Consider the following 22,130-nt stretch of genomic DNA (forward strand, 5'->3'; position numbering starts at 1 on the left):
TTGCAAAAACGTTTTTGCAAGTGTTTAATTAAATATTTTTATCTAATAATCTGTATCGGTTATTCAGGACAAGACAATTGTTAAATGATTTACTTCAAATGCTCCAACATATCGGTAGTCATCGATGTTAAATCAAATTCATGTTTCCATCCCCAGTCTTTTCTGGCCTCGGCATCATCAATACTCGCCGGCCAGCTGTCGGCTATTTTTTGACGGAAGTCCGGCTCATAAGTAACGGTAAATTCCGGAATATGTTTCTTGATTTCGGCAGCAATCTCCGTCGGCGTAAAACTCATTGCCGCCAAATTATATGAAGAATGAATTTTTATCTGCTCCACGGGCGCCTGCATAATTTGGATGGTCGCCGCAATGGCATCGTCCATATACATCATCGGCATTTTTGTTTCTGAAGACAAAAAACACTCGTATGTTTTTTGGTCTAAGGCTTGATGAAAAATGTCGACTGCATAATCCGTAGTTCCGCCACCAGGAGGCGATGACCAACTGATTAAACCCGGATAACGGATGCTTCTTACATCTACACCAAAAATATTATGGTAGTATTCACACCATCTTTCGCCTGCTTGTTTGCTGATTCCGTAGACTGTTGAAGGTTCCATAATCGTGTATTGAGGCGTATTTTCCTTGGGAGTTGTTGGTCCAAAAACAGCAATACTCGAAGGCCAGAATATTTTTTTTATTTTTCCGGCTTTCGCCAAATTTAAAACATGAAATAACGAATTCATATTCAAATCCCAAGCAAAAGCTGGGTTTTTTTCTGCTGTAGCAGATAAAAGTGCTGCCATTAAATAGACCTCGTCAATCTGATGCAATTCCACCAGATGTTCAATTTGATTGAAATCCAAGGCATTTACCACTTCAAATGGACCGGAATTGACAACGTCAATATTTAACTTTCGAATATCCGAAGCAATTACATTTTCTGTTCCGTATATTTTTCGTAATTTTTGGGTAAGCTCCGTTCCTATCTGGCCGCAAGCGCCAACAATTAATATTTTAGTACTCATTTTTATCTGTTTAAAAAAAACAAAGATAACGTTTTCGTAAATAACATAATTTTGATAAAAATGACTATTAAATTCTTAAAGTTGCAATTAAAAACAAGCTATGTTTCTTAATTTTATAGGATTTAAATATAAAAACTGCTTTGAGAATATTAGATTGTTATTCCGATGCCGTAATTCGTAATTGTAAATTTACTTTGTAACTTTGCACCTAAATTAATTGCGATTTTTAAACGAGCAGAACGGGTTTTCGTTTGCAAAATAAGAGCAAATAGTAATTGCATTCCGCCAGTGAAAAACAACAAATAGCCACACATGAAATATAAAACAGCACTCTTTTTCGCTCTTGCTTTCCTCTTGTTTTCCTGTCAGGACAATAATCAAAAACGCCTTGCAGAAAATAAAAAAGAGATGCAGCGAAGAGAAATTATTTTTAAAAACATAGAAAAAGGCTGGGTTTTTTATGATACTCCAGTTACAGAGGCTTCTGAAAAAAGTTTGGCGACTTGGAATGCCTGGCGTATTTTTTTGGCTGAATTAGCGCTGAAACCCAGAAAATCAATTAAAGCGTTCCAACAAAAATCAAAAGCACTTTCTAAAAAAGTAATGGCTTTAAACGATAATATCCCTTACGAATACAGTAAACCTCAAATAAAAAGCAGAATTTCGACCTTAATTACTAAGGCACGATTGTTGGATTTATTTATTAATTTAGATGCTATTCCAGATAAAAAAGTAACGCAGCTAGTGTCAGAAATCAATTTAGAATTGGTTTCGCTTCAAAGACAGATGGACAAAATCACCGAGAAAAATAAGATTCCCATCGAGGAAGGGGAATCTGAGTTAATGAAAATGATGGATACCACAAGAGCCATTCCCAATTCACCGATAATCGACCCAAATATTCCACGCGTTGAGTAAAACAGCCTTATACAATACCTACGATAATTCGCCAAAAACCCAGCAAATTGTTGCTCGTTTATTAGATAACAAGCAAATAAAAATGCAGCTGTCGGGACTTTTGGGCTCTGCACTTTCATTTGTTATTCGATCTGTTTTTAAGAAAGCCGAACTTCCTCTTCTAATTGTTCTAAACAATAAGGAAGAAGCAGCGTATTACTTGAACGATCTGGAACAAATGATTGGCGAACAAGATGTACTCTTTTATCCTGGTTCATTTCGTCGCCCGTACGAAATTGAAGACACGGATAATGCGAATGTTTTGCTTCGTGCCGAAGTTCTCAACCGAATTAATTCCCGCAAGAAACCGGCCGTTATTGTTACCTATCCCGAAGCCTTATTCGAGAAAGTGGTCACCCGGAAAGAATTAGATAAAAACACGTTGAAGGTCGCTGTTGGTGACAAAATTTCTATCGATTTTATCAATGAAGTATTGTTCGAATACGAGTTCAAAAGAGTCGATTTTATTACTGAACCCGGAGAATTTTCGGTTCGTGGCGGCATTGTCGACGTCTTTTCGTTTTCGAATGATAATCCGTACCGAATTGAGTTTTTTGGAGATGAAGTGGAGAGCATTCGTACCTTTGATGTTGCGACCCAATTGTCAATGGTACAACAGAAGAAAATTACGATAATCCCTAATGTGGAAAACAAAATTTTTCAGGAAAACAGAGAAAGTTTCTTGGATTATATTTCAGAGAAAACGGTGATTTTCATCCAGAATACTGAAGATTTTTTATCACAATTAGACAAACAATTTGGCAAAGCCGAAGAAGCTTTCGCAAAATTATCGCAAGAAATAAAGCGGTCATCTCCGGAGCAATTGTTCTTGAATCAAGCCGAATTTATAAAACGAGCCTTGAATTTCTCGATTGTAGAATTGAGTTCAAAGCCTATTTTTAGAACCACCAAAAAATTCGAATTTCATATTCAACCACAGCCGTCGTTCAACAAACAATTTGATTTGTTGTTGAATAATCTGAACGAAAATCATTTCAATGGCTACAAGAATCATTTGTTTTGTTCCAATGACGCCCAAGCCAAACGATTTCATGATATTTTCAAAACTTTGGATGAAGCCAATTCCGAGAATATCCGCAAGCAGTATCACACGGTTGTTTTTCCTTTGTATCAAGGATTTATTGATGAGGAAAACCAAATTACCTGTTACACGGACCATCAGATTTTTGAACGGTATCATAAATTCAACATCAAAAATGGGTACTCGAAAAAACAGAATATCACTTTAAAAGAGCTTACGACACTTTCTGTTGGGGATTATGTGACGCATATCGATCACGGAATTGGACGTTTTGGAGGTTTGCAAAAAATACAAGTCGAAGGCAAAACGCAAGAAGCCATCAAGCTCGTGTATGCCGATAATGATATTGTGTATGTGAGTATTCATTCGCTGCACAAAATTTCAAAATACAACGGAAAAGACGGAACGCCACCCAAAATTTACAAATTGGGTTCGAATGCCTGGAAGATTTTAAAACAAAAAACCAAGGCGCGTGTTAAACATATTGCTTTCAATTTGATTCAGTTGTATGCAAAAAGAAGACTCGAAAAAGGATTCCAGTTTGCGCCCGACAGTTATTTACAAAATGAACTGGAAAGTTCGTTCATTTATGAAGATACGCCGGACCAAACTAAATCAACGGCAGAAGTAAAAGCGGATATGGAAAGTGACCGTCCAATGGATCGCTTGGTTTGTGGTGATGTAGGTTTTGGTAAAACCGAAGTCGCCATTCGTGCGGCTTTCAAAGCTGTGGATAATAGCAAACAAGTGGCGATATTAGTGCCTACAACTATTTTGGCCTACCAGCATTACCGAACTTTTACGGAACGATTGAAAGACATGCCGGTTTCTGTGGGGTATTTAAACCGTTTTAGAACTGCCAAACAAAAAGCAGAAACCTTAAAATTACTAGCCGAAGGAAAACTCGATATTGTCATTGGAACGCACCAATTAGTCAGTAAAAATGTTGTTTTCAAAGACCTTGGATTATTGATTGTGGATGAAGAACAAAAATTTGGGGTTAATGTAAAAGACAAACTCAAAACTATTGCTGCTAATGTGGATACGCTGACATTGACCGCAACTCCAATACCACGAACATTACAATTTTCGTTGATGGCAGCACGTGATTTATCCGTAATTACAACACCACCGCCCAATCGTTATCCTATTGAAACCAATGTAGTCGGTTTTAGCGAAGAGTTGATTCGGGATGCGATTTCGTATGAAATTCAGCGTAACGGACAGGTGTTTTTCATCAATAACAGAATAGAAAACATCAAAGAAGTGGCCGGAATGATCCAGCGTTTGGTACCCAATGCCAAAGTTGGAATTGGTCACGGCCAAATGGAAGGACGAAAACTGGAAGAGTTAATGTTGGCTTTCATGAATGGCGAATTTGATGTTTTAGTCGCCACAACCATTATCGAAAGTGGGTTAGACGTTCCCAATGCCAATACGATTTTCATCAATAATGCCAATAATTTCGGATTGTCTGATTTGCATCAAATGCGCGGTCGAGTAGGACGTAGCAACAAGAAAGCATTCTGTTATTTTATTTGTCCACCATATTCCGCGATGACTGATGATGCCAGAAAACGAATTCAGGCTTTGGAACAATTCAGCGACTTAGGAAGCGGATTCAATATTGCGATGAAAGATTTAGAGATTCGCGGTGCCGGAGATTTATTAGGAGGTGAGCAAAGTGGTTTCATCAACGAAATTGGTTTTGATACGTACCAAAAAATAATGAACGAAGCCATTGACGAATTGAAAGAAAATGAATTCAAAGATTTGTATCCGGAGGAAAATAATTTGGAAACCAAAGAATACGTCAAAGACTTGCAAATCGACACTGATTTTGAGCTGTTGTTTTCTGATGAATACATCAATAATGTTTCGGAGCGATTGAGTTTGTATAATGAATTGGGCGCAATCAAAAATGAAGAAGAATTGATTGTTTTTCAAAATAAATTGATTGACCGTTTTGGTCCAATGCCGCCTCGTGCCAAAGCGTTGATGAATAGTATTCGAATCAAATGGATCGCTACCCGCCTTGGAATCGAAAAATTAGTGATGAAACAAGGCAAGATGATTGGGTATTTCATTTCGGATCAACAATCAGATTATTACCAATCCAAACGTTTTCAGGATGTGTTACAATTTGTGCAAAAACACAGTTCTATTTGTAAAATGAAAGAGAAACAAACGCCGGCTGGTTTGCGCTTGCTATTGACTTTTGACAATGTAAAAAATACCAGGACAGCTTTGGAATTAATGGAGAAGTTGGGTGGGGAATAAATAAAAAAGCTTCCTGCCTTCAAAAGGCTGGAAGCTTTCTTTTGAACTTACTCCATAATCAATCCTTCAATTTCATCCAAATTTGGATTACTAGAATGGTAGTATTTAAAATTTTCTAAATCATGAAAATATTCTATGACTCTTTCTCTTTGTAATTTTGTCTTCTTGTTTGAGATAACTGTTCCATAAGAAGTCCAAGGATATTCTATGATGTGTTCTGTAAACTTATGATGAACGGGATTATTGTGGATATAAAAAACAAGTTTTTGGAAATAAGTTTCTGAATTAACTACTTTTCGCCTAAAGTTTTTCTCAAATAAACTACCTGTCCTGTTATATCGTTTATTCATGGCTAAAGTATAAGCATTGAATAAATTTGAAAACTGTTTTGAAGCACTAACCATTTTTGGTTTATCAGTTGAAGAGTATTGTAATTTTGTACTATCAATTTCTTCAGTTTCTTTGATGTACACCAAAATGTGAAAATGATTTTTCATCAAACACCAAGCATAAGTTTCTGCTACGGGGTCAATGTATTTCTCGTATAATCTCAAAAAATATTTATAGTTCTCAATTTCATAAAACAAATCGATTCCATTATTGCCTCTATTATAAATATGATAGTATTTACCGTTTTCAAGAGGAATTGGATTCATAATATTTTTTTAGTTTAAAAGCTTCTTTCAATTTAAAGCTTCCAGCCTTCAAAAGGCTGGAAGCTTTTTTGATTAACGGAATTTTCTAATTCTTCAAATCCTTAATTACTTTGAAAGCCACATCTACTTGTTCTTCACTTACTAAAATAGTGAATTCATTAGAAGTCGAAATTACTTCGTTTATGATGATTCCTTCCCAAGCCAAACGCTGGAAAATAAAATAGTAAATCCCGGGAACAACGATGTTTTCTTTCGGTAATTTCACGGTAATCGAAGCCAGATTATCCAGTTTTTGAATTAATTTCTCAGAAGCAAAATGCTTGTCAACCAAATTGTTGATGCTGTTGCTGACCACAATATTTGTTTCATTCACACCTCTGGACGAAGTGTAAAAAATATCCGGCAGCGTATTAATATCGGTAATTAAATCTGCTTGTTTATTTAAAACAGTGTCAGAAGCAGCAAAAGTATAATCCGTCAAAGCAGAACGAACGGTAATTTCTCCAATGTTTTTAATTACTTTATTGATCTTGTGATTCAGTCTGAAATCCAGTTCTTCAGTGAGTCTTTTTAAAGCCATAACCACTGCGCCTTGTTTTACTTCCTTGCCAAATTCACTTTCTAATTCAGTCATTATATTCCGGGATAATGAGGTCAGATTAATGATCCCTAATGATAATGCATTCAACAAAAATGGCTTTGTTTTGATGTAGTTCTCTACAATGGAAGAAACAGTTTTCATAATTCAATTTTTTTAGTGGTTGTAAATATACGGGTAGTCAGTGTGTACATATAACGCAAATGTAAATAAAAAAACAATTTGTTACAATTATAACATTAAAAAAACGAATTAAAAATGATAAAACGCATCGATAAGATGCTCAATGACATAAGATTTGCCTTCTTTATGTATTGCAATAATGTCAAAACGGACATCTATATCTAAATTTCTTTTGTTGACAAAGGCATGAACGGCCTTTACAAGGAGCTGGATTTTTTTTGGTTTTACAAAATCTTGTGGTAAGCCAAATTCTAATGAGGAACGCGTTTTGACTTCAACAACAGCAAGTGTGTTTCCTTTTTGGGCGAGAATATCTATTTCGGCTTTTTGGAAGGTCCAATTGGTTTGCAAAATCGTGTAGCCGTCTTTCCGTAGAAATTCGACTGCCATTTCTTCTCCTAGTTTTCCAAGTTCATTATGTGCAGCCATAAAAAAGTTTTCAGTTAATAAACCTGTGAAATTAATTCCTACAATTCAGAATGGTAATATATAACCAAAAACCCAAAATGATATGTAATATTACAAACAATTATCCTGAGTCTATTTCCGTTTAGTCTCTCCCTCCTTCGGAGGGGAGCCGGAGGGAGGGTTTCTTTATTCAAAAACCAGTGTGCTGCTTTTCTCGCTGACATTAATCGTTACAGTATTGCCTAAAATTAAGGCTCTGTTATCTTGTATGTGTCCCGCCGGGAAATTATACAAAATAGGAATAGAGTATTTTTTGGTTACATCCTCGATAATTTCGATGGCATTTTTCCCCCACGGAATATCATTATCCTTCATCTTTGTCATCGAACCTACCACAATTCCCTTGACGCTTTCCAGGCAACCATTTCGTTTTAAATTCATCATCATGCGGTCAATGTGATACAAATATTCGTCTAAATCTTCTAGAAACAAGATTTTATCGGAACAATCAATCGCGGAGGGTGAACCCAACAAACTGTATAGAATGGATAAATTCCCACCCACTAATTCTCCGGTAGCTTTCCCGGGTCTATTCATTACAAAAGGCGTTATATTGTAGGATAGTTTTTCACCAAATAAAGCAATCCGCATAGTTTTTATAGCTTCAGGAGTGGCTCTTGGAGCGGTTATCGGCATGATTCCGTGAATGGATTTGAAACCCATAGTGTTCAAGTGATTGTGTAAAACAGTCACATCACTAAATCCAATAACCCATTTGGGATTTTTTCTGAACGCAGTAAAATCTAACAAATCAATCATACGCACGGTTCCGTATCCGCCTTTTACGCACCAAATGGCTTTGATGTTTGGATTGTCCAGTTGCTGCTGAAAATCAGTTGCTCGCTGTTCGTCAGTCCCGGCTAATTGGTTGTCGTCTAAACCTATTGTGCTGCCTATGGCCACTTCCAGGCCCCAACTGTGCAGTAAATCAATAGCGGGTTTCAGGTTATCATCTGTGTTTTTTCGGGCTGTTGCCAAAATAGCTACGGTATCTCCTTTTTGTAAACTAGGGGGTGTAATCATATTGTATTGGGCTTGACTGTTGAAAGATTGTAACACAAAAATAAGCAATAGTAATTGATATAAAATAGAATAACGGGATGTAAAAGTAAATTGATTTTGATTCATGCGGGATTGCTTTTCTGAGAAATTCTAATGATAAAGGCGTTAAATGACAAAAACAAAGATAGACATTTAGAAAATAATTCTAAGTTCACACTCAAATGACTATTTTTACAATAACCAGATTCTAAAAGGGATCTCAGCAACAGCGGTAAATAAATGATATTTATGAGAATTACGTACTGGATTCCTATTCTTTTTTTATTCTTTCCAATTGCAAAATCTACTGCGCAACCAAAAAAATATGTTATTCATACCGTTGCGTTTTATAATTTTGAAAATCTTTTTGACACCATAAACGATCCGGATACTTTTGACGAAGAATGGACTCCAACTGGTTTGCAGCGTTGGATCTATGATAAATATGAAAAAAAACTGGGAAACTTAGCCCGAGTGTTAGCTGAAATTGGTTCAGCTGAAAACACGGATTCGCCCACATTTATTGGCGGTTGTGAAATAGAAAACAGAGGCGTTTTAGAAGATTTAGTAAAACAGCCCAAACTTATTGATAAAGACTACGGAATCATCCATTTTGATTCACCAGACAAAAGAGGAATTGACGTGGCGCTGTTGTATCAAAAAAAGAAATTTCAGCCCACGAGTTATAGTAACATTCCGTTGTACATTTATAAAGAAGGAACCACCACAAACGAAAATTCTAAAGCTAATTCCGAAGAAAAAACAGATGACGAATTGCAAATAAGCACCAAAAATTATCGGGTTTACACACGAGATCAGCTATTGGTAACCGGATTTCTGGACGGAGAGGAAATCAATATTATAGTCAATCACTGGCCGTCGCGTTCTGGCGGCGAGAAAAAATCAAGTCCGTTCCGGGAAGCCGCTGGAGCATTAAACCGAAAAATAATCGATTCTTTGCAACGCATAAATCCAGAAGCAAAAGTGATTACTTTAGGTGATTTGAATGACGGACCATATAATAAAAGTGTCAAATTTGGGCTTGGCGCCAAAGCAAAAAAAGCAGATGTGCTACCGTTTGGGATTTATAATCCCTTCGAGGAAATGGCCAAGAAAGGATTTGGAACCATTGCATTTCGTGATGCATGGGATGTTTTTGACCAAATAATGGTTTCCGAAACCTTACTGCAATCAGACTATTCTAGCTTTCGGTATTGGAAAGCCGGAATTTACAACAAATCTTTTTTGATACAAACCAGCGGACAATACAAAGGCTATCCGTTGCGGCATTCCCCCACCGAAATAGGATTTAGCGACCATTTTCCCGTGTATATTTATTTGATTAAAGAAAAACGGAACTAAAGTGCTTGTACTTTTGGAGAGAATTAGTAGGTTCTATCATTTAAAATCTTAGTACCTTAGTACCTTAAAAACTTTGACCTTCAGAAAAAATGGCAATTGCAAAACCTTTCAACCTCAATAAATGGATTGACGAAAACCGTCATCTGCTGAAACCACCCGTTGGCAATAAAAATTTATACACGGAATCCGGTGATTATATCGTCATGGTTGTTGCCGGCCCAAATGCCAGAAAAGACTATCATTACAACGAAACTGAAGAATTGTTTTACCAGCTTGAAGGCTCCATCAAAGTGATTATTCAAGAAGATGGGGAACGCAAAGAAATGGAATTACATGCGGGTGATATGTATCTTCATCCTGCTAAAATCCCCCATTCTCCAGTGCGTTCCGAGGGTTCTATAGGACTTGTCATCGAAAGAAAAAGAGCTGGAAAAGGATTCACGGACGGATTACTTTGGTTTTGTGATACTTGTAATCATAAGCTGCACGAAGTCTACTTTGAACTTCATAATATCGAGAAAGATTTCCTGCCTCATTTTGAACAGTTCTATACTTCTACAAAGATGCGAACCTGTGAAAAATGTGGAACCATAATGGAAACCGACACCAGATTTGTAGCCAAAAAATAATTTTAAGTCGCTGCTTAGCATCAGTTCGCTTCCTTCATGTCCCAATATTTCTGAAAATTATATGTTTTTGGCAGCAAAAAACAAAATATTTTTTAGGATAAGAACAGCTCGTGACTTGTCTGTACTACGGCGAAATTGTTTGTGTTTTTTGGAGCTATTTCCCGCTATTCGTTGCAATCCACGCCCAAAAGCGTGGGATTTCCACTGCTATCGGGGCTAGGGGATTTGGGATTTTCAGTCACAGCAGAACCAAAAGCATAAATATTTTTAACATTATGACTTTTGCATAATGTTAAAAATTCCGCTAATCTCATTTGTATAGACTCTTTTATTTTCATAAAGTTAAGATAGTTTATTTTTTTAAAGATATTTTCTGTTTTATAGATAACAAATCCAGAAAGAGTGGTCTCTTTTATATCTTTGTAACCGTAATTAACAAAGCTTCTACATTATGGCAAAAGGACCCGAAAAAAACACCAAAAATAAGGCGTTGCATACCAAATTGCTCAATCGGAAAAAGACCAAACTTCAAGAAGAAAAAAAAGAAAAAGCCATGCGTTTGAAAGCGTTGGTTACCAAAATGAATCAGAAAAAGCGTAGTGACGAATCTGATGTCATTTAAATGGTTGCGCTAATCAATCGGTGCTAATCTGTGGCTAAAAAATAACATTTCGATTCTTCACTATTTTGCCCGAAATTTGTAGCACATATTCAAATACAAAACCTATGGAATTCGGTAGAATAATTATTTCAGAAACAGCAATGAACAGTGGAAATCTCCAAGATGTAATTCACTCTAATATATCGGTAATCAACTTAATGCGTGAGGAAGGCGTGAACGATGATTTGATTCATGAAGATGCTATAATGAGTTATTATTTAGACTATTACACGTCGCAATATACTGAAGGAAATTTTGCTCAATTTGTTCACAATTCGGGTTGGGATAAAGAACTAAACGAATTGATCGAAGAAGGTTTGGCTTTGATTGGTGCTGAAAAGCATTTGGAATTGTTTCAACAACAATCCAAAAAAGTGAAATTAATGAGCAGTGTCAAGCTGAATAAATTTCTGAAAGGAAAACTCGAAGGCGTAAATCCTACTCGAGATTTGCTTAACAACGACACTTTTTTCGAAATTGAAGAAAACCTGATTACGTTGAATGCTACTTTCTTAAAAACGCACCCAGATTTCGAAGTCCTTTCAGTAGACGACATGTTTGCAACCTTAGAAGAATTTGTGGGTCATGAGATTAAAAGAGCCTAAACAAGAAATTAGTTGTTTCACAAAGACACGCCAAGAAAAAACACGAAGTTACGCTGAGAGATACAAAGGGAAAACCTAAAAAAACTTTGTGAATCTCTGTGTCTGCTTTGCGAACCTTCGCGAAATAGCTTTTTGCAAATACAAAGAATAAATTTTCAATTTAAACTTTCCCTCATTTCTACCAAACATTTCCCTAAATTTGCTTCCATTAATATATAAGTTAGCGTTAAAAAAATCAAGCTATGTTACAAATCGCATTTATTAGAGAGAATCAGGAAAAAGTAATCACCGCTTTGGCAAAGAGAAACATCGATGCAACAAGTGTTGTTGAAGAAGTGGTACAACTGGATGAAAAACGTCGCGCTACGCAAGTGGAGCTAGACAGCATTTTATCCGAATCTAATAAATTATCCAAGGATATTGGCGAATTGATGAAAGCGGGAGAGAAATCTAAAGCCGCAATCTTAAAAGAAAAAACTGTTTTAAATAAAGAGAAAAGCAAGAAATTAGCCGAAACTGCTGATGCACTTGCCGCTGAACTTTTAGAAAAATTATATACCTTACCCAATCTTCCTGCTGATATTGTTCCTATTGGAAAAACACCGGAGGAAAACCTGAACGTTTTTGAAGAAGGGGAAATCCCAGTTTTGCATGAAGGCGCGCAACCACACTGGGAATTGGTAAAAAAATACGACATTATCGATTTTGAATTGGGAGTAAAAATCACAGGCGCAGGATTTCCGGTTTATAAAGGAAAAGGAGCAAAATTACAACGTGCTTTGATCAATTATTTTCTGGACAAAAATACCGCTGCAGGATATAACGAAGTTCAGGTGCCACACATGGTAAACGAAGCATCTGCTTATGGAACGGGACAATTGCCCGACAAAGAAGGGCAAATGTACCATGATAAAACCGATGATTTATACTTAATTCCAACTGCTGAGGTTCCAGTAACGAATTTGTTTCGGGATGTAATTTTAAACGAAAGTGAATTACCGGTTTTGACTACGGCTTACACGCCTTGTTTTCGTCGTGAAGCAGGTTCTTATGGTGCGCACGTACGTGGATTGAACCGTTTACATCAATTTGACAAAGTCGAGATTGTTCGTGTAGAGCATCCCGATAAATCGTATGAAGCCTTGGACGGAATGGTGGAGCATGTAAAAAGTATTTTGCAGGAATTGAAATTACCCTACAGAATATTGCGTCTTTGTGGCGGCGATATGGGATTCACAGCAGCGTTAACCTATGATTTCGAAGTGTTTTCTACTGCACAAGACCGTTGGTTAGAAATCAGTTCGGTTTCTAATTTTGAGACTTTTCAAGCAAATCGGTTGAAATTACGTTTTAGAGATAAAGATGGAAAAAATCAATTAGCACACACCTTAAACGGAAGTTCATTGGCTTTGCCAAGAGTTTTGGCAGCACTTTTAGAAAATTACCAAACTCCGGAAGGAATCGTAATTCCTGAGGTTTTGCGTGCGTATTGCGGATTTGATAGTATCAATTAGTTAAAACACTACTGAAAAATATTTTGTTGATGAAAAAGATTACGGTGTTCTGTGGCTCCAGTTTTGGGAATGAAAAAAATTATGAGGTTCAAGCGATAGTACTGGGACAGGTAATGGCTAAGAAGAACATTGATTTGGTTTACGGTGGCGCAAAAGTTGGTTTAATGGGTGCGGTTGCTGACGGTGTTTTGAGTGAAAACGGAAAAGTATTTGGTGTTTTACCCCGTTTTTTGATGTCTAAGGAAGTGGCTCACGATAATTTGACCGAGTTAATCATTGTGGAAAGTATGCACGAAAGAAAAACCAGAATGAATGAATTAAGCGATGGCGTAATTGCATTGCCTGGTGGATTTGGAACTTTAGAGGAGTTTTTCGAAATGCTCACGTGGGGGCAACTCGGACTTCATAAGAAACCCATTGGGATTTTAAACGTTGATGGATTTTATGATTTATTATTGCAATTCATCCAAAAAATGGTTGATAACGGTTTTTTAAAAGAAATCAATCAAAAGATGATTTTGGTTAGTGATAATGCGGAAGAATTGCTGAACAAAATGGAAAATTACACCGCACCGGAAGTTGGAAAATGGATTAAAAAAGGAAATGAATAAAGACACGAATGTGTATTCCAAGACCTAATCTGAATTAGAAAAACAGATAAAAAATGAAAAAAATCGTTCTCTTAATACACCTGTTTTTATCGCTATTCGCTTTCGCCCAAAACGAACAATTAGCGCAGTATTATTATGACAAAGGCGATTTTGAAAAAGCCAAAATCAGTTATGAAGAATTACTGCAAGAGATTCCATTAAACTCTCAGTATTTTTTAAGAATAATAGATTGTTCGCAGCAATTGCAACAATTTGAAAGCGCTGAAAAAGCCATTCAAGAACGACTTGACAAGTACAATCAAGGAAATCTTCTGGTAGAATTAGGATACAATTTTCAGTTGCAAAAAAATGATGATAAAGCCAAGATGTACTACGATCAGGCATTAGACCGCATCAGAAAAAATCCAAATCAAGTGTACGGAATTTCAAACACTTTTGAGCGAAAAGCACTACTTAAATACGCGCTGAAATCCTACCAAATCGCAGTAGAATTAGAGCCTAATTTTAATTTCAATTATCAAATAGGATTGCTTTACGGTCAATTGTCTAATATAGAAATGATGATTTCCACTTTTCTGGATGAAGCGTTTGCTAATCCTCAAAACTCCATTCGAATCCAAAATCAGCTGGTTCGTTTTATGGCTGATGAAGGCGATGCAAATTTCAATGAATTGTTGCGTAAAGCTTTAATTGTAAGGACGCAGAAAAATCAAGACATTTTTTGGAACCATTATTTGAGTTGGTTTTATGTCCAGCAAAAAGAATTCGGAAAAGCATTTATTCAAGAAAAAGCCATTTACAAACGCAATCCGGAATCGCTTGCCAATATTGTAAATTTAGGCCAACTCGCTATTGACGAGGGAAATGAGGAAGCTGCAGAAGAAATATTGGGATTTGTATTGGAAAATACGCAAGATTTAGAACTCAAGATCCAAGCATATTCGTATTTGATATCCATGAAAATTGAAAAAGCAACCGAAAAAGACTTTGCCGCCATCAGCACAGAATTAGACGGTTTGTTGAAACAATTTGAAATAAGTCCTTTTACCTTATCTTTGCAGCTGATTCAGGCTCATTTCACGGCATTTAAGTTAAAAAAACCGGAGGAAGGAAAGGCAATAATCAAGAGAGCGCTGGAATTGCAATTGAATGATTATCAGGTGGCTGGCGCCAAAATGGAACTGGCAGATATTTTGCTTTACGAAGAAAAATTCAATCAGGCGTTGATTTATTATTCCCAGATTGAATTGGATTTGAAGAATGATGTAATGGCGCATGAAGCCAGTTTGAAAGCCGCAAAAACGAGTTATTTCAAAACTGATTTTGCGTGGGCGTTGAAACAGTTCAAGGAATTGAAATCGGCCAATACGCAGTTGATTGCGAATGATGCTTTGGAATATTTTCTGTTAATCAATGACAATACCGTCGCTGATTCGACACAAACGGCTTTGAAACAATTTGCCAAAGGAGATTATCTGTTGTATCAAAATAGGAATCAGGAAGCGATAACGCAGTTTCTATCGATTTTAAAAAATCATAAAGGTCAGCAAATAGAAGCCGTGACGTTGTTGCGTTTGGGAAATATTTACGAAGAAACGGGCGATTTTACTTTGGCTTTAAGCCAATACCAAACGATTATGGATCAGTATAGCGATGGGATTTACATAGACGAAGCGCTGTATTTTTCGGCAGAGATATATAAAAAACAACTGCTATTGCCTGATAAAGCGAAACCATTGTATGAGAAGATTATTTTTAATCATCAGGACAGTATTTATTTTGTGGAAGCCAGAAAGAAATTCAGGCAATTGAGGGGAGATACTAATTTATAAGTAAATGTTTAATCGGTTAAATGTTTAACCGATTAACCGAAAAAATAATTAACCAGTTAAACAAAAAAAATGATACTATACAACGTCACCACAAACATACATGAAAGCGTTCACGATCAATGGATGATCTGGATGCAACACAAACACATTCCAGAAATTCTGGCTACAGGAAAATTCTCTTCGGCAAGAATGGTACGGGTTTTAATTGAAGAAGAAATGGGCGGAGTAACCTATTCCGTTCAATATGTGACGGACAGCAAAGACACTTTGGAGAAATATTATTTGGAGGACGCACCGGCTTTTCGTGAAGAAGGAGCGAAGCTGTTTGGAGATAAAATGCTGGCGTTTAGAACGGAATTAGAATTGATTGCGGATTATTAGAGTCCTTGCGAGGAACGAAGCAATCATATTCAGATTGTCGTTTTGAATCACAATCTTCAAGTCGCAATTTGTGACCTCCATTTATAAAAAACATAAAAATTTCATTTTATGAGCGATAAAATTTCAATAATTCCAGATGACATTGTTATCAATAAAATTTATTTCATCAGAAACCAAAAAGTAATGCTGGATCGTGATTTGGCAATACTTTACGGGGTTGAAACAAGGGTTTTAAAGCAAGCTGTGCGAAGAAATTTGAATTGATTTCCAGAAGATTTTATGTTTGAATTATCTAAAGTAGAATTGGAGGTCACAAATTGTGATCTCCAATTCTGAAAAGATGGGTTTGCGATATGCTCCGATGACTTTTACAGAACACGGCGTATTAATGTTATCGAGTGTTTTGAATAGTGAAAAAGCAATTCAAACCAATATTCAGATAATGCGGATATTTACAAAAACGAGGCAAATGCTCTCCGATAATTCGGATTTACGTATTGATTTTGAAACAATGAAAAAGAAAATTGAAAATCAGGGAAAAAACATAGAACTCGTTTTTCAATATGTAGATGAACTTATGGAAAAGAAAGAAATCATTCCAGAACGAGGAAAAATAGGATATAAGATGTAGTTGCAATATTGATTTTGTGATAGTTTTCTGGATATTTAATACAATACAGTAGTGCCTTAGGGGCAAAATAAACCTAACAATAAAGTGAGATTGCTTCGTGCCTCGCAAAGACAAACATGGAAAAAGTAAAAGCAAAAAAACACCTCGGACAACACTTCTTGAAAGACGAAAGTATTGCCAAAGACATTGCAGATACATTGAACTTAGAAGGGTATGATGATGTACTGGAGATAGGTCCTGGAATGGGCGTTTTGACAAAATATTTATTGGATAAACCAATGAACACCTACGTTATTGAAATCGATGCGGAATCAGTGACGTATTTAGATGAAAATTATCCAAAATTAAAGGATAGAATCATTTCTAAAGATTTCCTGAAATACAACATCAATGAAATTTTCGAAGGGAAACAATTCGCAATTATTGGAAATTTCCCGTATAATATTTCGACACAAATTGTGTTTAGAGCATTGGAATATCGCGATCAGATTCCAGAATTTGCCGGAATGTTCCAGAAAGAAGTGGCACAACGCATTTGTGAAAAAAAAGGAACAAAAGCGTATGGAATCCTGTCAGTTTTGGTACAGGCTTTTTATGATGCCGAGTATTTATTTACGGTAGACGAACATGTTTTTATTCCGCCGCCAAAAGTAAAATCAGGAGTTTTGCGTTTGCGCAGAAAAAAAGATTACAGCTTGCCTTGTGGTGAAAAATTGTTTTTTACGGTAGTGAAAACGGCTTTTCAACAACGACGTAAAACGTTACGCAATAGTTTAAAAACCTTAAATTTGTCGGATAGTTTGAGAGAAGATGAAATTTTCAACCTTCGACCAGAACAATTAAATGTAGCACAGTTTATAGCACTCACCCAAAAAATAGAAGCCGATGGAGTTTAAAATCAGCAAAGGATTAATTCAGGAATTAGAGCAACTCATTCAAAACAAAAACGACCAGCAACTGGAAGTATTATTGAATGATATGCACCATGCTGATATTGCTGAAATCCTCGATGAGCTTGATTTTAATGAAGCGACCTATATTTTTAAAGTATTAGACAGTGAAAAAACTGCCGAAATTCTTCTGGAACTAGAAGATGATTTACGAGAAAATATATTAAGCAGGCTTTCGCCAAAAGAAATTGCAGAAGAGTTAGATGAGCTGGAAACCAATGATGCAGCTGATATTATAGCGGAGCTTTCACAAAATTTGAAAGCCGAAGTAATATCAGAACTTCAGGATGTAGAACATGCCAAAGATATTGTTGACTTATTGCGCTATGACGAAGATACCGCCGGTGGAATCATGCACAAGGAATTGGTAAAAGTCAATGAAAATTGGAATGTGCTTACTTGTGTCAAAGAAATGCGCATTCAGGCCGAAAATATCTCCAGAGTCCATTCGATTTATGTGGTGGATGATGAAGACCGATTGAAAGGGCGTTTATCCCTCAAGGATTTATTGACCACTTCTTCCAGAACGCCAATTAATGATGTGTACATCCGGAAATTAAACTCCGTAAAAGTAGATACAGAAGATGTTGAGGTAGCCCGAATTATGCAGAAATATGATTTAGAAGCTATTCCTGTTGTAGATGAATTAGGAAGGTTAGTGGGCCGAATCACTATTGATGACATTGTGGATGTAATCAAGGATGAAGCCGATCAGGATTACCAGTTGGCTGCAGGTATCTCGCAAGATGTTGAAGCCGATGATAGTATATTCGAACATACAAAAGCGCGGTTGCCTTGGTTAGTTTTGGCTCTTTTAGGCGGTTTTATCTCCGTAAAAGTATTGGGCTTGTTTGAAGGTGCAATGCTGCAACATGGTAATTTATTCTTTTTCACGCCCCTTATCGCTGCGATGGCAGGAAATGTCGGTGTACAATCCTCGGCAATTATTGTACAGGGTTTGGCTAATAATACGTTGAGTGGGTCGCTATTTAATCGATTAGTGAAGGAAGTTTCCCTAAGTTTATTAAATGGATTGATTCTGGCTATAATATTATTTTTAGGAAGTCATTTTCTATTGGATGTTGAAATGATAATTGGCGTTATAATCTGCGTAGCATTAATTTCAGTAATTATTATTGCTTCATTAATAGGGACTTTTATCCCGTTATTGCTGGATAAATTTGGTATTGATCCCGCATTGGCAACCGGTCCGTTTATCACAACCAGTAATGATATTTGTGGCATTTTGATTTATTTTTCGATAGCAAAAATGATTTTAGGGTTTTAGGAAAGTAAGGAACAATGAGAATAGAACAACGAGAGTAGAGAGAATAGAATAAAGAGAATAGAATAGACAAAAAGAGAATAGAGAGGAAATTCAACAACAACAAACGAATACAACTTTACAATCAACACTTTTCCCTAACGGCTGACTTTCTCGTGGAGAGTCCCGTCCCAATTTTTTGCGATCGGAGGGAAAAGTAAAAACCACAACTAGCATGAAAGTACATATCATTGGCGGAGGAAACTTAGGAGTTTCTATCGCATTAGGACTATCAAAATTTTCACCAGAAGACCAAGTTACCATAACCCGAAGAAACACCTCCAGTATTCTGTATCTTGAAAAATTAGGCGCAACAGTTTCTACCAATAATATTCATCAGATTCAGGAAGCCGATGTCATTATTTTGACCATCAAACCATACCAAGTAGACACTGTTTTGGCCGAAATTCTTCCCGTAATTTCTAATAAAATCATCGCCTCGGCAGTGAGTGGATTGTCGATAGAAAATCTGCAAAACAAAATCGGTACTGCTAATAGTGCCATCCGAATCATGCCCAATATCGCGGCACAGTTTGGCGCCTCAGCCACCTGTATTGCGTTTAATGAAAAAGACAAAGAGAAGGCACAAGAGGTAGTTTCCCTTTTTCAGAGTTTGGGAACCGCTCCTATTATTGACGAAAAATTAATGGATGCTGCAACTGTTTTGGCCGCCAGCGGAACCGCTTTTGCGCTACGCTACATTCGCGCCTCGATGCAAGCCGGAATCGAAATTGGATTTGACTGGCAAACGGCCTTGGCCATCTCGGCACAAACCGTAAAAGGCGCTGCCGAAATGCTACTAGAAGAAAAAGTACACCCGGAACAATTAATAGACCGCGTGACCACGCCGCAAGGTTGCACGATCGCGGGATTGAACGAAATGGAAATGCACGGATTCAGTTCGTCCCTAATCCGAGGTATTAAAACATCCTTGAAACAAATCAAGGGGTAAATTTCATTTGGGCGTGCCGCCATTACAAAAAGGGTCCTCTCAGCGTAACTGTTGAGAGGACCCTTTTTTTATTGGCGTCAGGCTATCCGCGCTACTTTGGTAGCTAGCTGCTATCCTTCACGCAGCTCCGATTGGTATTGTATTCGGTTTTCTACATCAGCAATCAAAAATCGTTGATAAAAAATTTGCAATCATTTTATTTTTCACCTAAATGAGGAAAACCGTAAAGAAGTGTGTTTTCTTCTTGATAAATTTGGAGAGAATTAATTTTATAAAATAAATCTTATATTTGAAAACAAACACGATCGCTTTTCAGACTTAGCAACTCAATTTAGGGTAGATAAGTCGGGCGCTAAAAGCTATATAAACAAGTTAGGTAATAGCTACAGGAAAACTTTTAAAAACAAAAAATGACTGAGAAAGAACAATATATAAAAGATTTGTTTGAAGATTTAAAATATAGCTTATCTAAATTTGATAGTCAATCTTTAGCAATAAGTAGCGGTGCAATAGGTTTATCATTAACTTTCATAAAAGAAATTGTTCCATTCGAAGAATCAAAATATATTTTACTTTTTTATTTTTCATTAGGATTATTTATTTTGACTTTAACACTTGGATTTATAGCTCATTATTTAAGTTTAAATCAAATTTCAAAATCAATCAAAAAAGTTGAAGAAAATAAAGTCTCAGAAATAAAAATTGACAATCTAATTCCTAAAATAAATTTAACAATTGCAATATCATTACCTTTAGGGATATTGTTTTTGGTTTTGTATTGTGTGCTGAATATTGAGAATGTAATAGGTCATAAAAAGACAGATTTAAATAAAAAAATGATAATTGAAAAAGAATCAAAAAATGGAGAAAAAATATTTACAGAAGGTTCATTGGAAGAATTTAGATATAATGACACCTTAAATAAAAAAACAACTATAAAAATAAAATAATTATGAGCGATAAAATAAACAAAGAACAATTAAATGAGATTCTTAAACAAAGATTAGGAAATCAAGACAAAATTGAAGAAAAAGCAATGTTTCTAAGACAGCCTCCAAGCTCACTTACTAACCAAACTATCACAACAAATACAGAAAATAACAATCAAAATCAATCTAGTTCTACTGAAAATAAGGATGAAAAAAAATAAATGCCATCTCCTAAGAGCTCTCAAACGACAGCGAAAAAAAAATGACTACAAACTAATTTAAAAGTTAAAATATAAATTATAATGAGTACGAGCGAGACGCTCGCACTAGCGACTAAAAACAATTATTTAGAAAACAAATAAAAATTTAAAAATGGCAAACCCTAAAGATATTTTGGTAATAACAACATCTTCAGCAGAAGGTTTGAAAATAAAAAAACATTTAAAACCAGTTTCAGCTCATATTGTTGCAGGAACAAATTTATTTAGTGATTTTTTAGGAGGATTGACAGATGTTTTTGGTGGTCGTTCAAGCTCTTATCAAAAACAATTATCGTCACTTTATAATGAAGCTATTGAGAGAATAAAACATAATGCTCACGAGATTGGTGGAAATTGTGTCATTGGTTTAAGTATTGATATGGATGAAATATCAGGAAAAGGAAAATCAATGTTTATGTTAACCGCGATTGGAACTGCGGTTATTATTGAAAGCGATGAAAAGTCAAACTCACTATCAAATATTAGTAAAAAGTTTGAAAATGTTGGAGTTGAGAGAATTAATAATTTAAGACAAAGAAAAAATATTATTAAAAGAGCTGAGAATGGAGAACTAGATTACAATGATGAAACATGGAGTTTTATAACTTCGAATCAAGTTCAAGAAATTTTTACTTTCTTATTAAAAAGATTTTCTCACACAATTGAAAACTTTCAGTCAATGCCAGACTCTTATAATATTTTTAATAAAAATTTTATAAGTTACATTGACTCTTTGGAGGAAAACAAAAAAACAAGTTTACTTTATGACACAATCGAAATTGATAATAATGAGCAAGTTGCTTTGTATATATCTAAAGTAATCAAGGAATTAAATCTATTTGATTATGAAAAAAACATGAGTTTACTTAAAAATTCAGATTTCAAAAAACAAAAAATTGGAATAAGAATATCTGCTTATGACAAATCATTTTATGATAAAAATGACATTGAAGACCTAAATCAAACCAAAAATTTTATTTTTACAACTTTTAAAGAAAGAGGTGAAATAACAACTAAAAAACAACTTTTGTCATCAAAAGAAAAAGATGTTTGGAATTGTGAATGTGGAAATAAATCAAATGAAATTGGACAATATTGTGGGACTTGTGATAATGATATATCTGGATTTAAAGAAAATGAAATGAAACCAAATGAAATAGTGAAATATATTGAGCAAAAAATGGAATTGATAAGTGAATATATAAAATAACGAACAGCTACTCCGTAATTTTTTCG

Annotated in this window: 23 protein-coding genes; 18 read left to right on the plus strand and 5 right to left on the minus strand. The window is 35.7% G+C overall.

Annotated features, from left to right (window positions below; all coding sequences use genetic code 11):
* Positions 1–89: 89 nt before the first annotated feature.
* The gene (locus EKM02_RS02555; protein ID WP_126451905.1) at positions 90–1,028 is read right to left on the minus strand and encodes an L-threonine 3-dehydrogenase; all 939 of its coding nucleotides are present in this window, start codon (positions 1,026–1,028) and stop codon (positions 90–92) included.
* Between the two features lie 312 nt (positions 1,029–1,340).
* Between EKM02_RS02555 and EKM02_RS02560 the strand changes: the two genes are divergently transcribed.
* Entirely contained in the window at positions 1,341–1,946 is a 606-nt protein-coding gene (locus EKM02_RS02560) for a hypothetical protein (protein WP_126451906.1), read from the plus strand.
* Complete coding sequence (mfd, locus tag EKM02_RS02565; RefSeq protein ID WP_126451907.1) at positions 1,939–5,307, plus strand: transcription-repair coupling factor; 3,369 nt, start codon at positions 1,939–1,941, stop codon at positions 5,305–5,307. The genes EKM02_RS02560 and mfd overlap by 8 nt, the downstream gene beginning before the upstream one ends.
* Positions 5,308–5,354: 47 nt before the next feature.
* Here the strand turns inward: mfd and EKM02_RS02570 are convergent, their stop codons facing one another.
* The 4 genes from EKM02_RS02570 to EKM02_RS02585 form a co-directional block, all read right to left on the minus strand.
* Positions 5,355–5,963 carry a hypothetical protein gene (locus EKM02_RS02570; protein ID WP_126451908.1) on the minus strand — a complete coding sequence of 203 codons (609 nt, stop codon included), beginning with the start codon at positions 5,961–5,963 and terminating at the stop codon, positions 5,355–5,357.
* Positions 5,964–6,048: 85 nt separating this feature from the next.
* A complete protein-coding gene (locus EKM02_RS02575) occupies positions 6,049–6,705 on the minus strand; it encodes an aspartate kinase (protein ID WP_126451909.1) in 657 nt (218 codons plus the stop codon).
* Between the two features lie 108 nt (positions 6,706–6,813).
* Complete coding sequence (locus EKM02_RS02580) at positions 6,814–7,173, minus strand: YraN family protein (RefSeq protein WP_126451910.1); 360 nt, start codon at positions 7,171–7,173, stop codon at positions 6,814–6,816.
* 165 nt (positions 7,174–7,338) lie between these two features.
* Entirely contained in the window at positions 7,339–8,340 is a 1,002-nt protein-coding gene (locus EKM02_RS02585; protein WP_126451911.1) for an LD-carboxypeptidase, read from the minus strand.
* A 162-nt stretch (positions 8,341–8,502) separates the two neighbouring features.
* Here EKM02_RS02585 and EKM02_RS02590 point away from each other — a divergent pair, with 162 nt between their 5' ends.
* From EKM02_RS02590 to EKM02_RS02655, 16 genes are all read left to right on the plus strand, one after another.
* Complete coding sequence (locus EKM02_RS02590) at positions 8,503–9,615, plus strand: endonuclease/exonuclease/phosphatase family protein (RefSeq protein ID WP_126451912.1); 1,113 nt, start codon at positions 8,503–8,505, stop codon at positions 9,613–9,615.
* An 89-nt stretch (positions 9,616–9,704) separates the two neighbouring features.
* Positions 9,705–10,244 carry a 3-hydroxyanthranilate 3,4-dioxygenase gene (locus EKM02_RS02595; RefSeq protein WP_126451913.1) on the plus strand — a complete coding sequence of 180 codons (540 nt, stop codon included), beginning with the start codon at positions 9,705–9,707 and terminating at the stop codon, positions 10,242–10,244.
* A gap of 451 nt (positions 10,245–10,695) precedes the next feature.
* Positions 10,696–10,866, plus strand: coding sequence for a hypothetical protein (locus EKM02_RS14865; protein WP_197037238.1), 171 nt, complete (start codon positions 10,696–10,698; stop codon positions 10,864–10,866).
* 104 nt (positions 10,867–10,970) lie between these two features.
* Entirely contained in the window at positions 10,971–11,510 is a 540-nt protein-coding gene (locus EKM02_RS02600) for a DUF4375 domain-containing protein (protein WP_126451914.1), read from the plus strand.
* A gap of 242 nt (positions 11,511–11,752) precedes the next feature.
* Complete coding sequence (gene serS / locus EKM02_RS02605; protein ID WP_126451915.1) at positions 11,753–13,024, plus strand: serine--tRNA ligase; 1,272 nt, start codon at positions 11,753–11,755, stop codon at positions 13,022–13,024.
* Between the two features lie 29 nt (positions 13,025–13,053).
* Positions 13,054–13,635, plus strand: a complete 582-nt coding sequence (locus EKM02_RS02610) for a TIGR00730 family Rossman fold protein (protein ID WP_126451916.1) — start codon at positions 13,054–13,056, stop codon at positions 13,633–13,635.
* A gap of 53 nt (positions 13,636–13,688) precedes the next feature.
* Complete coding sequence (locus EKM02_RS02615; RefSeq protein WP_126451917.1) at positions 13,689–15,467, plus strand: tetratricopeptide repeat protein; 1,779 nt, start codon at positions 13,689–13,691, stop codon at positions 15,465–15,467.
* 69 nt (positions 15,468–15,536) lie between these two features.
* Positions 15,537–15,848, plus strand: coding sequence for a DUF4286 family protein (locus tag EKM02_RS02620; protein WP_126451918.1), 312 nt, complete (start codon positions 15,537–15,539; stop codon positions 15,846–15,848).
* A gap of 108 nt (positions 15,849–15,956) precedes the next feature.
* Positions 15,957–16,112 carry an ORF6N domain-containing protein gene (locus EKM02_RS14950; RefSeq protein WP_234423142.1) on the plus strand — a complete coding sequence of 52 codons (156 nt, stop codon included), beginning with the start codon at positions 15,957–15,959 and terminating at the stop codon, positions 16,110–16,112.
* A gap of 76 nt (positions 16,113–16,188) precedes the next feature.
* Positions 16,189–16,479 (plus strand): ORF6N domain-containing protein, encoded by a 291-nt coding sequence (locus EKM02_RS14955; RefSeq protein WP_234423143.1) that lies wholly within the window; start codon positions 16,189–16,191, stop codon positions 16,477–16,479.
* 116 nt (positions 16,480–16,595) lie between these two features.
* The gene (gene rsmA / locus EKM02_RS02630) at positions 16,596–17,375 is read left to right on the plus strand and encodes a 16S rRNA (adenine(1518)-N(6)/adenine(1519)-N(6))-dimethyltransferase RsmA (RefSeq protein WP_126451919.1); all 780 of its coding nucleotides are present in this window, start codon (positions 16,596–16,598) and stop codon (positions 17,373–17,375) included.
* Positions 17,365–18,717, plus strand: coding sequence for a magnesium transporter (mgtE, locus tag EKM02_RS02635; RefSeq protein ID WP_126451920.1), 1,353 nt, complete (start codon positions 17,365–17,367; stop codon positions 18,715–18,717). The genes rsmA and mgtE overlap by 11 nt, the downstream gene beginning before the upstream one ends.
* 211 nt (positions 18,718–18,928) lie before the next feature.
* Positions 18,929–19,705 carry a pyrroline-5-carboxylate reductase gene (proC, locus tag EKM02_RS02640; protein WP_126451921.1) on the plus strand — a complete coding sequence of 259 codons (777 nt, stop codon included), beginning with the start codon at positions 18,929–18,931 and terminating at the stop codon, positions 19,703–19,705.
* Between the two features lie 410 nt (positions 19,706–20,115).
* Complete coding sequence (locus EKM02_RS02645) at positions 20,116–20,655, plus strand: hypothetical protein (protein WP_126451922.1); 540 nt, start codon at positions 20,116–20,118, stop codon at positions 20,653–20,655.
* 2 nt (positions 20,656–20,657) lie between these two features.
* Positions 20,658–20,855, plus strand: coding sequence for a hypothetical protein (locus EKM02_RS02650; RefSeq protein WP_126451923.1), 198 nt, complete (start codon positions 20,658–20,660; stop codon positions 20,853–20,855).
* A gap of 151 nt (positions 20,856–21,006) precedes the next feature.
* A complete protein-coding gene (locus EKM02_RS02655) occupies positions 21,007–22,104 on the plus strand; it encodes a YbjQ family protein (RefSeq protein WP_126451924.1) in 1,098 nt (365 codons plus the stop codon).
* Positions 22,105–22,130 lie beyond the last annotated feature (26 nt).

It is taken from the genome of Flavobacterium sp. RSP49 (genome assembly GCF_003968735.1).
GTDB lineage: Bacteria > Bacteroidota > Bacteroidia > Flavobacteriales > Flavobacteriaceae > Flavobacterium.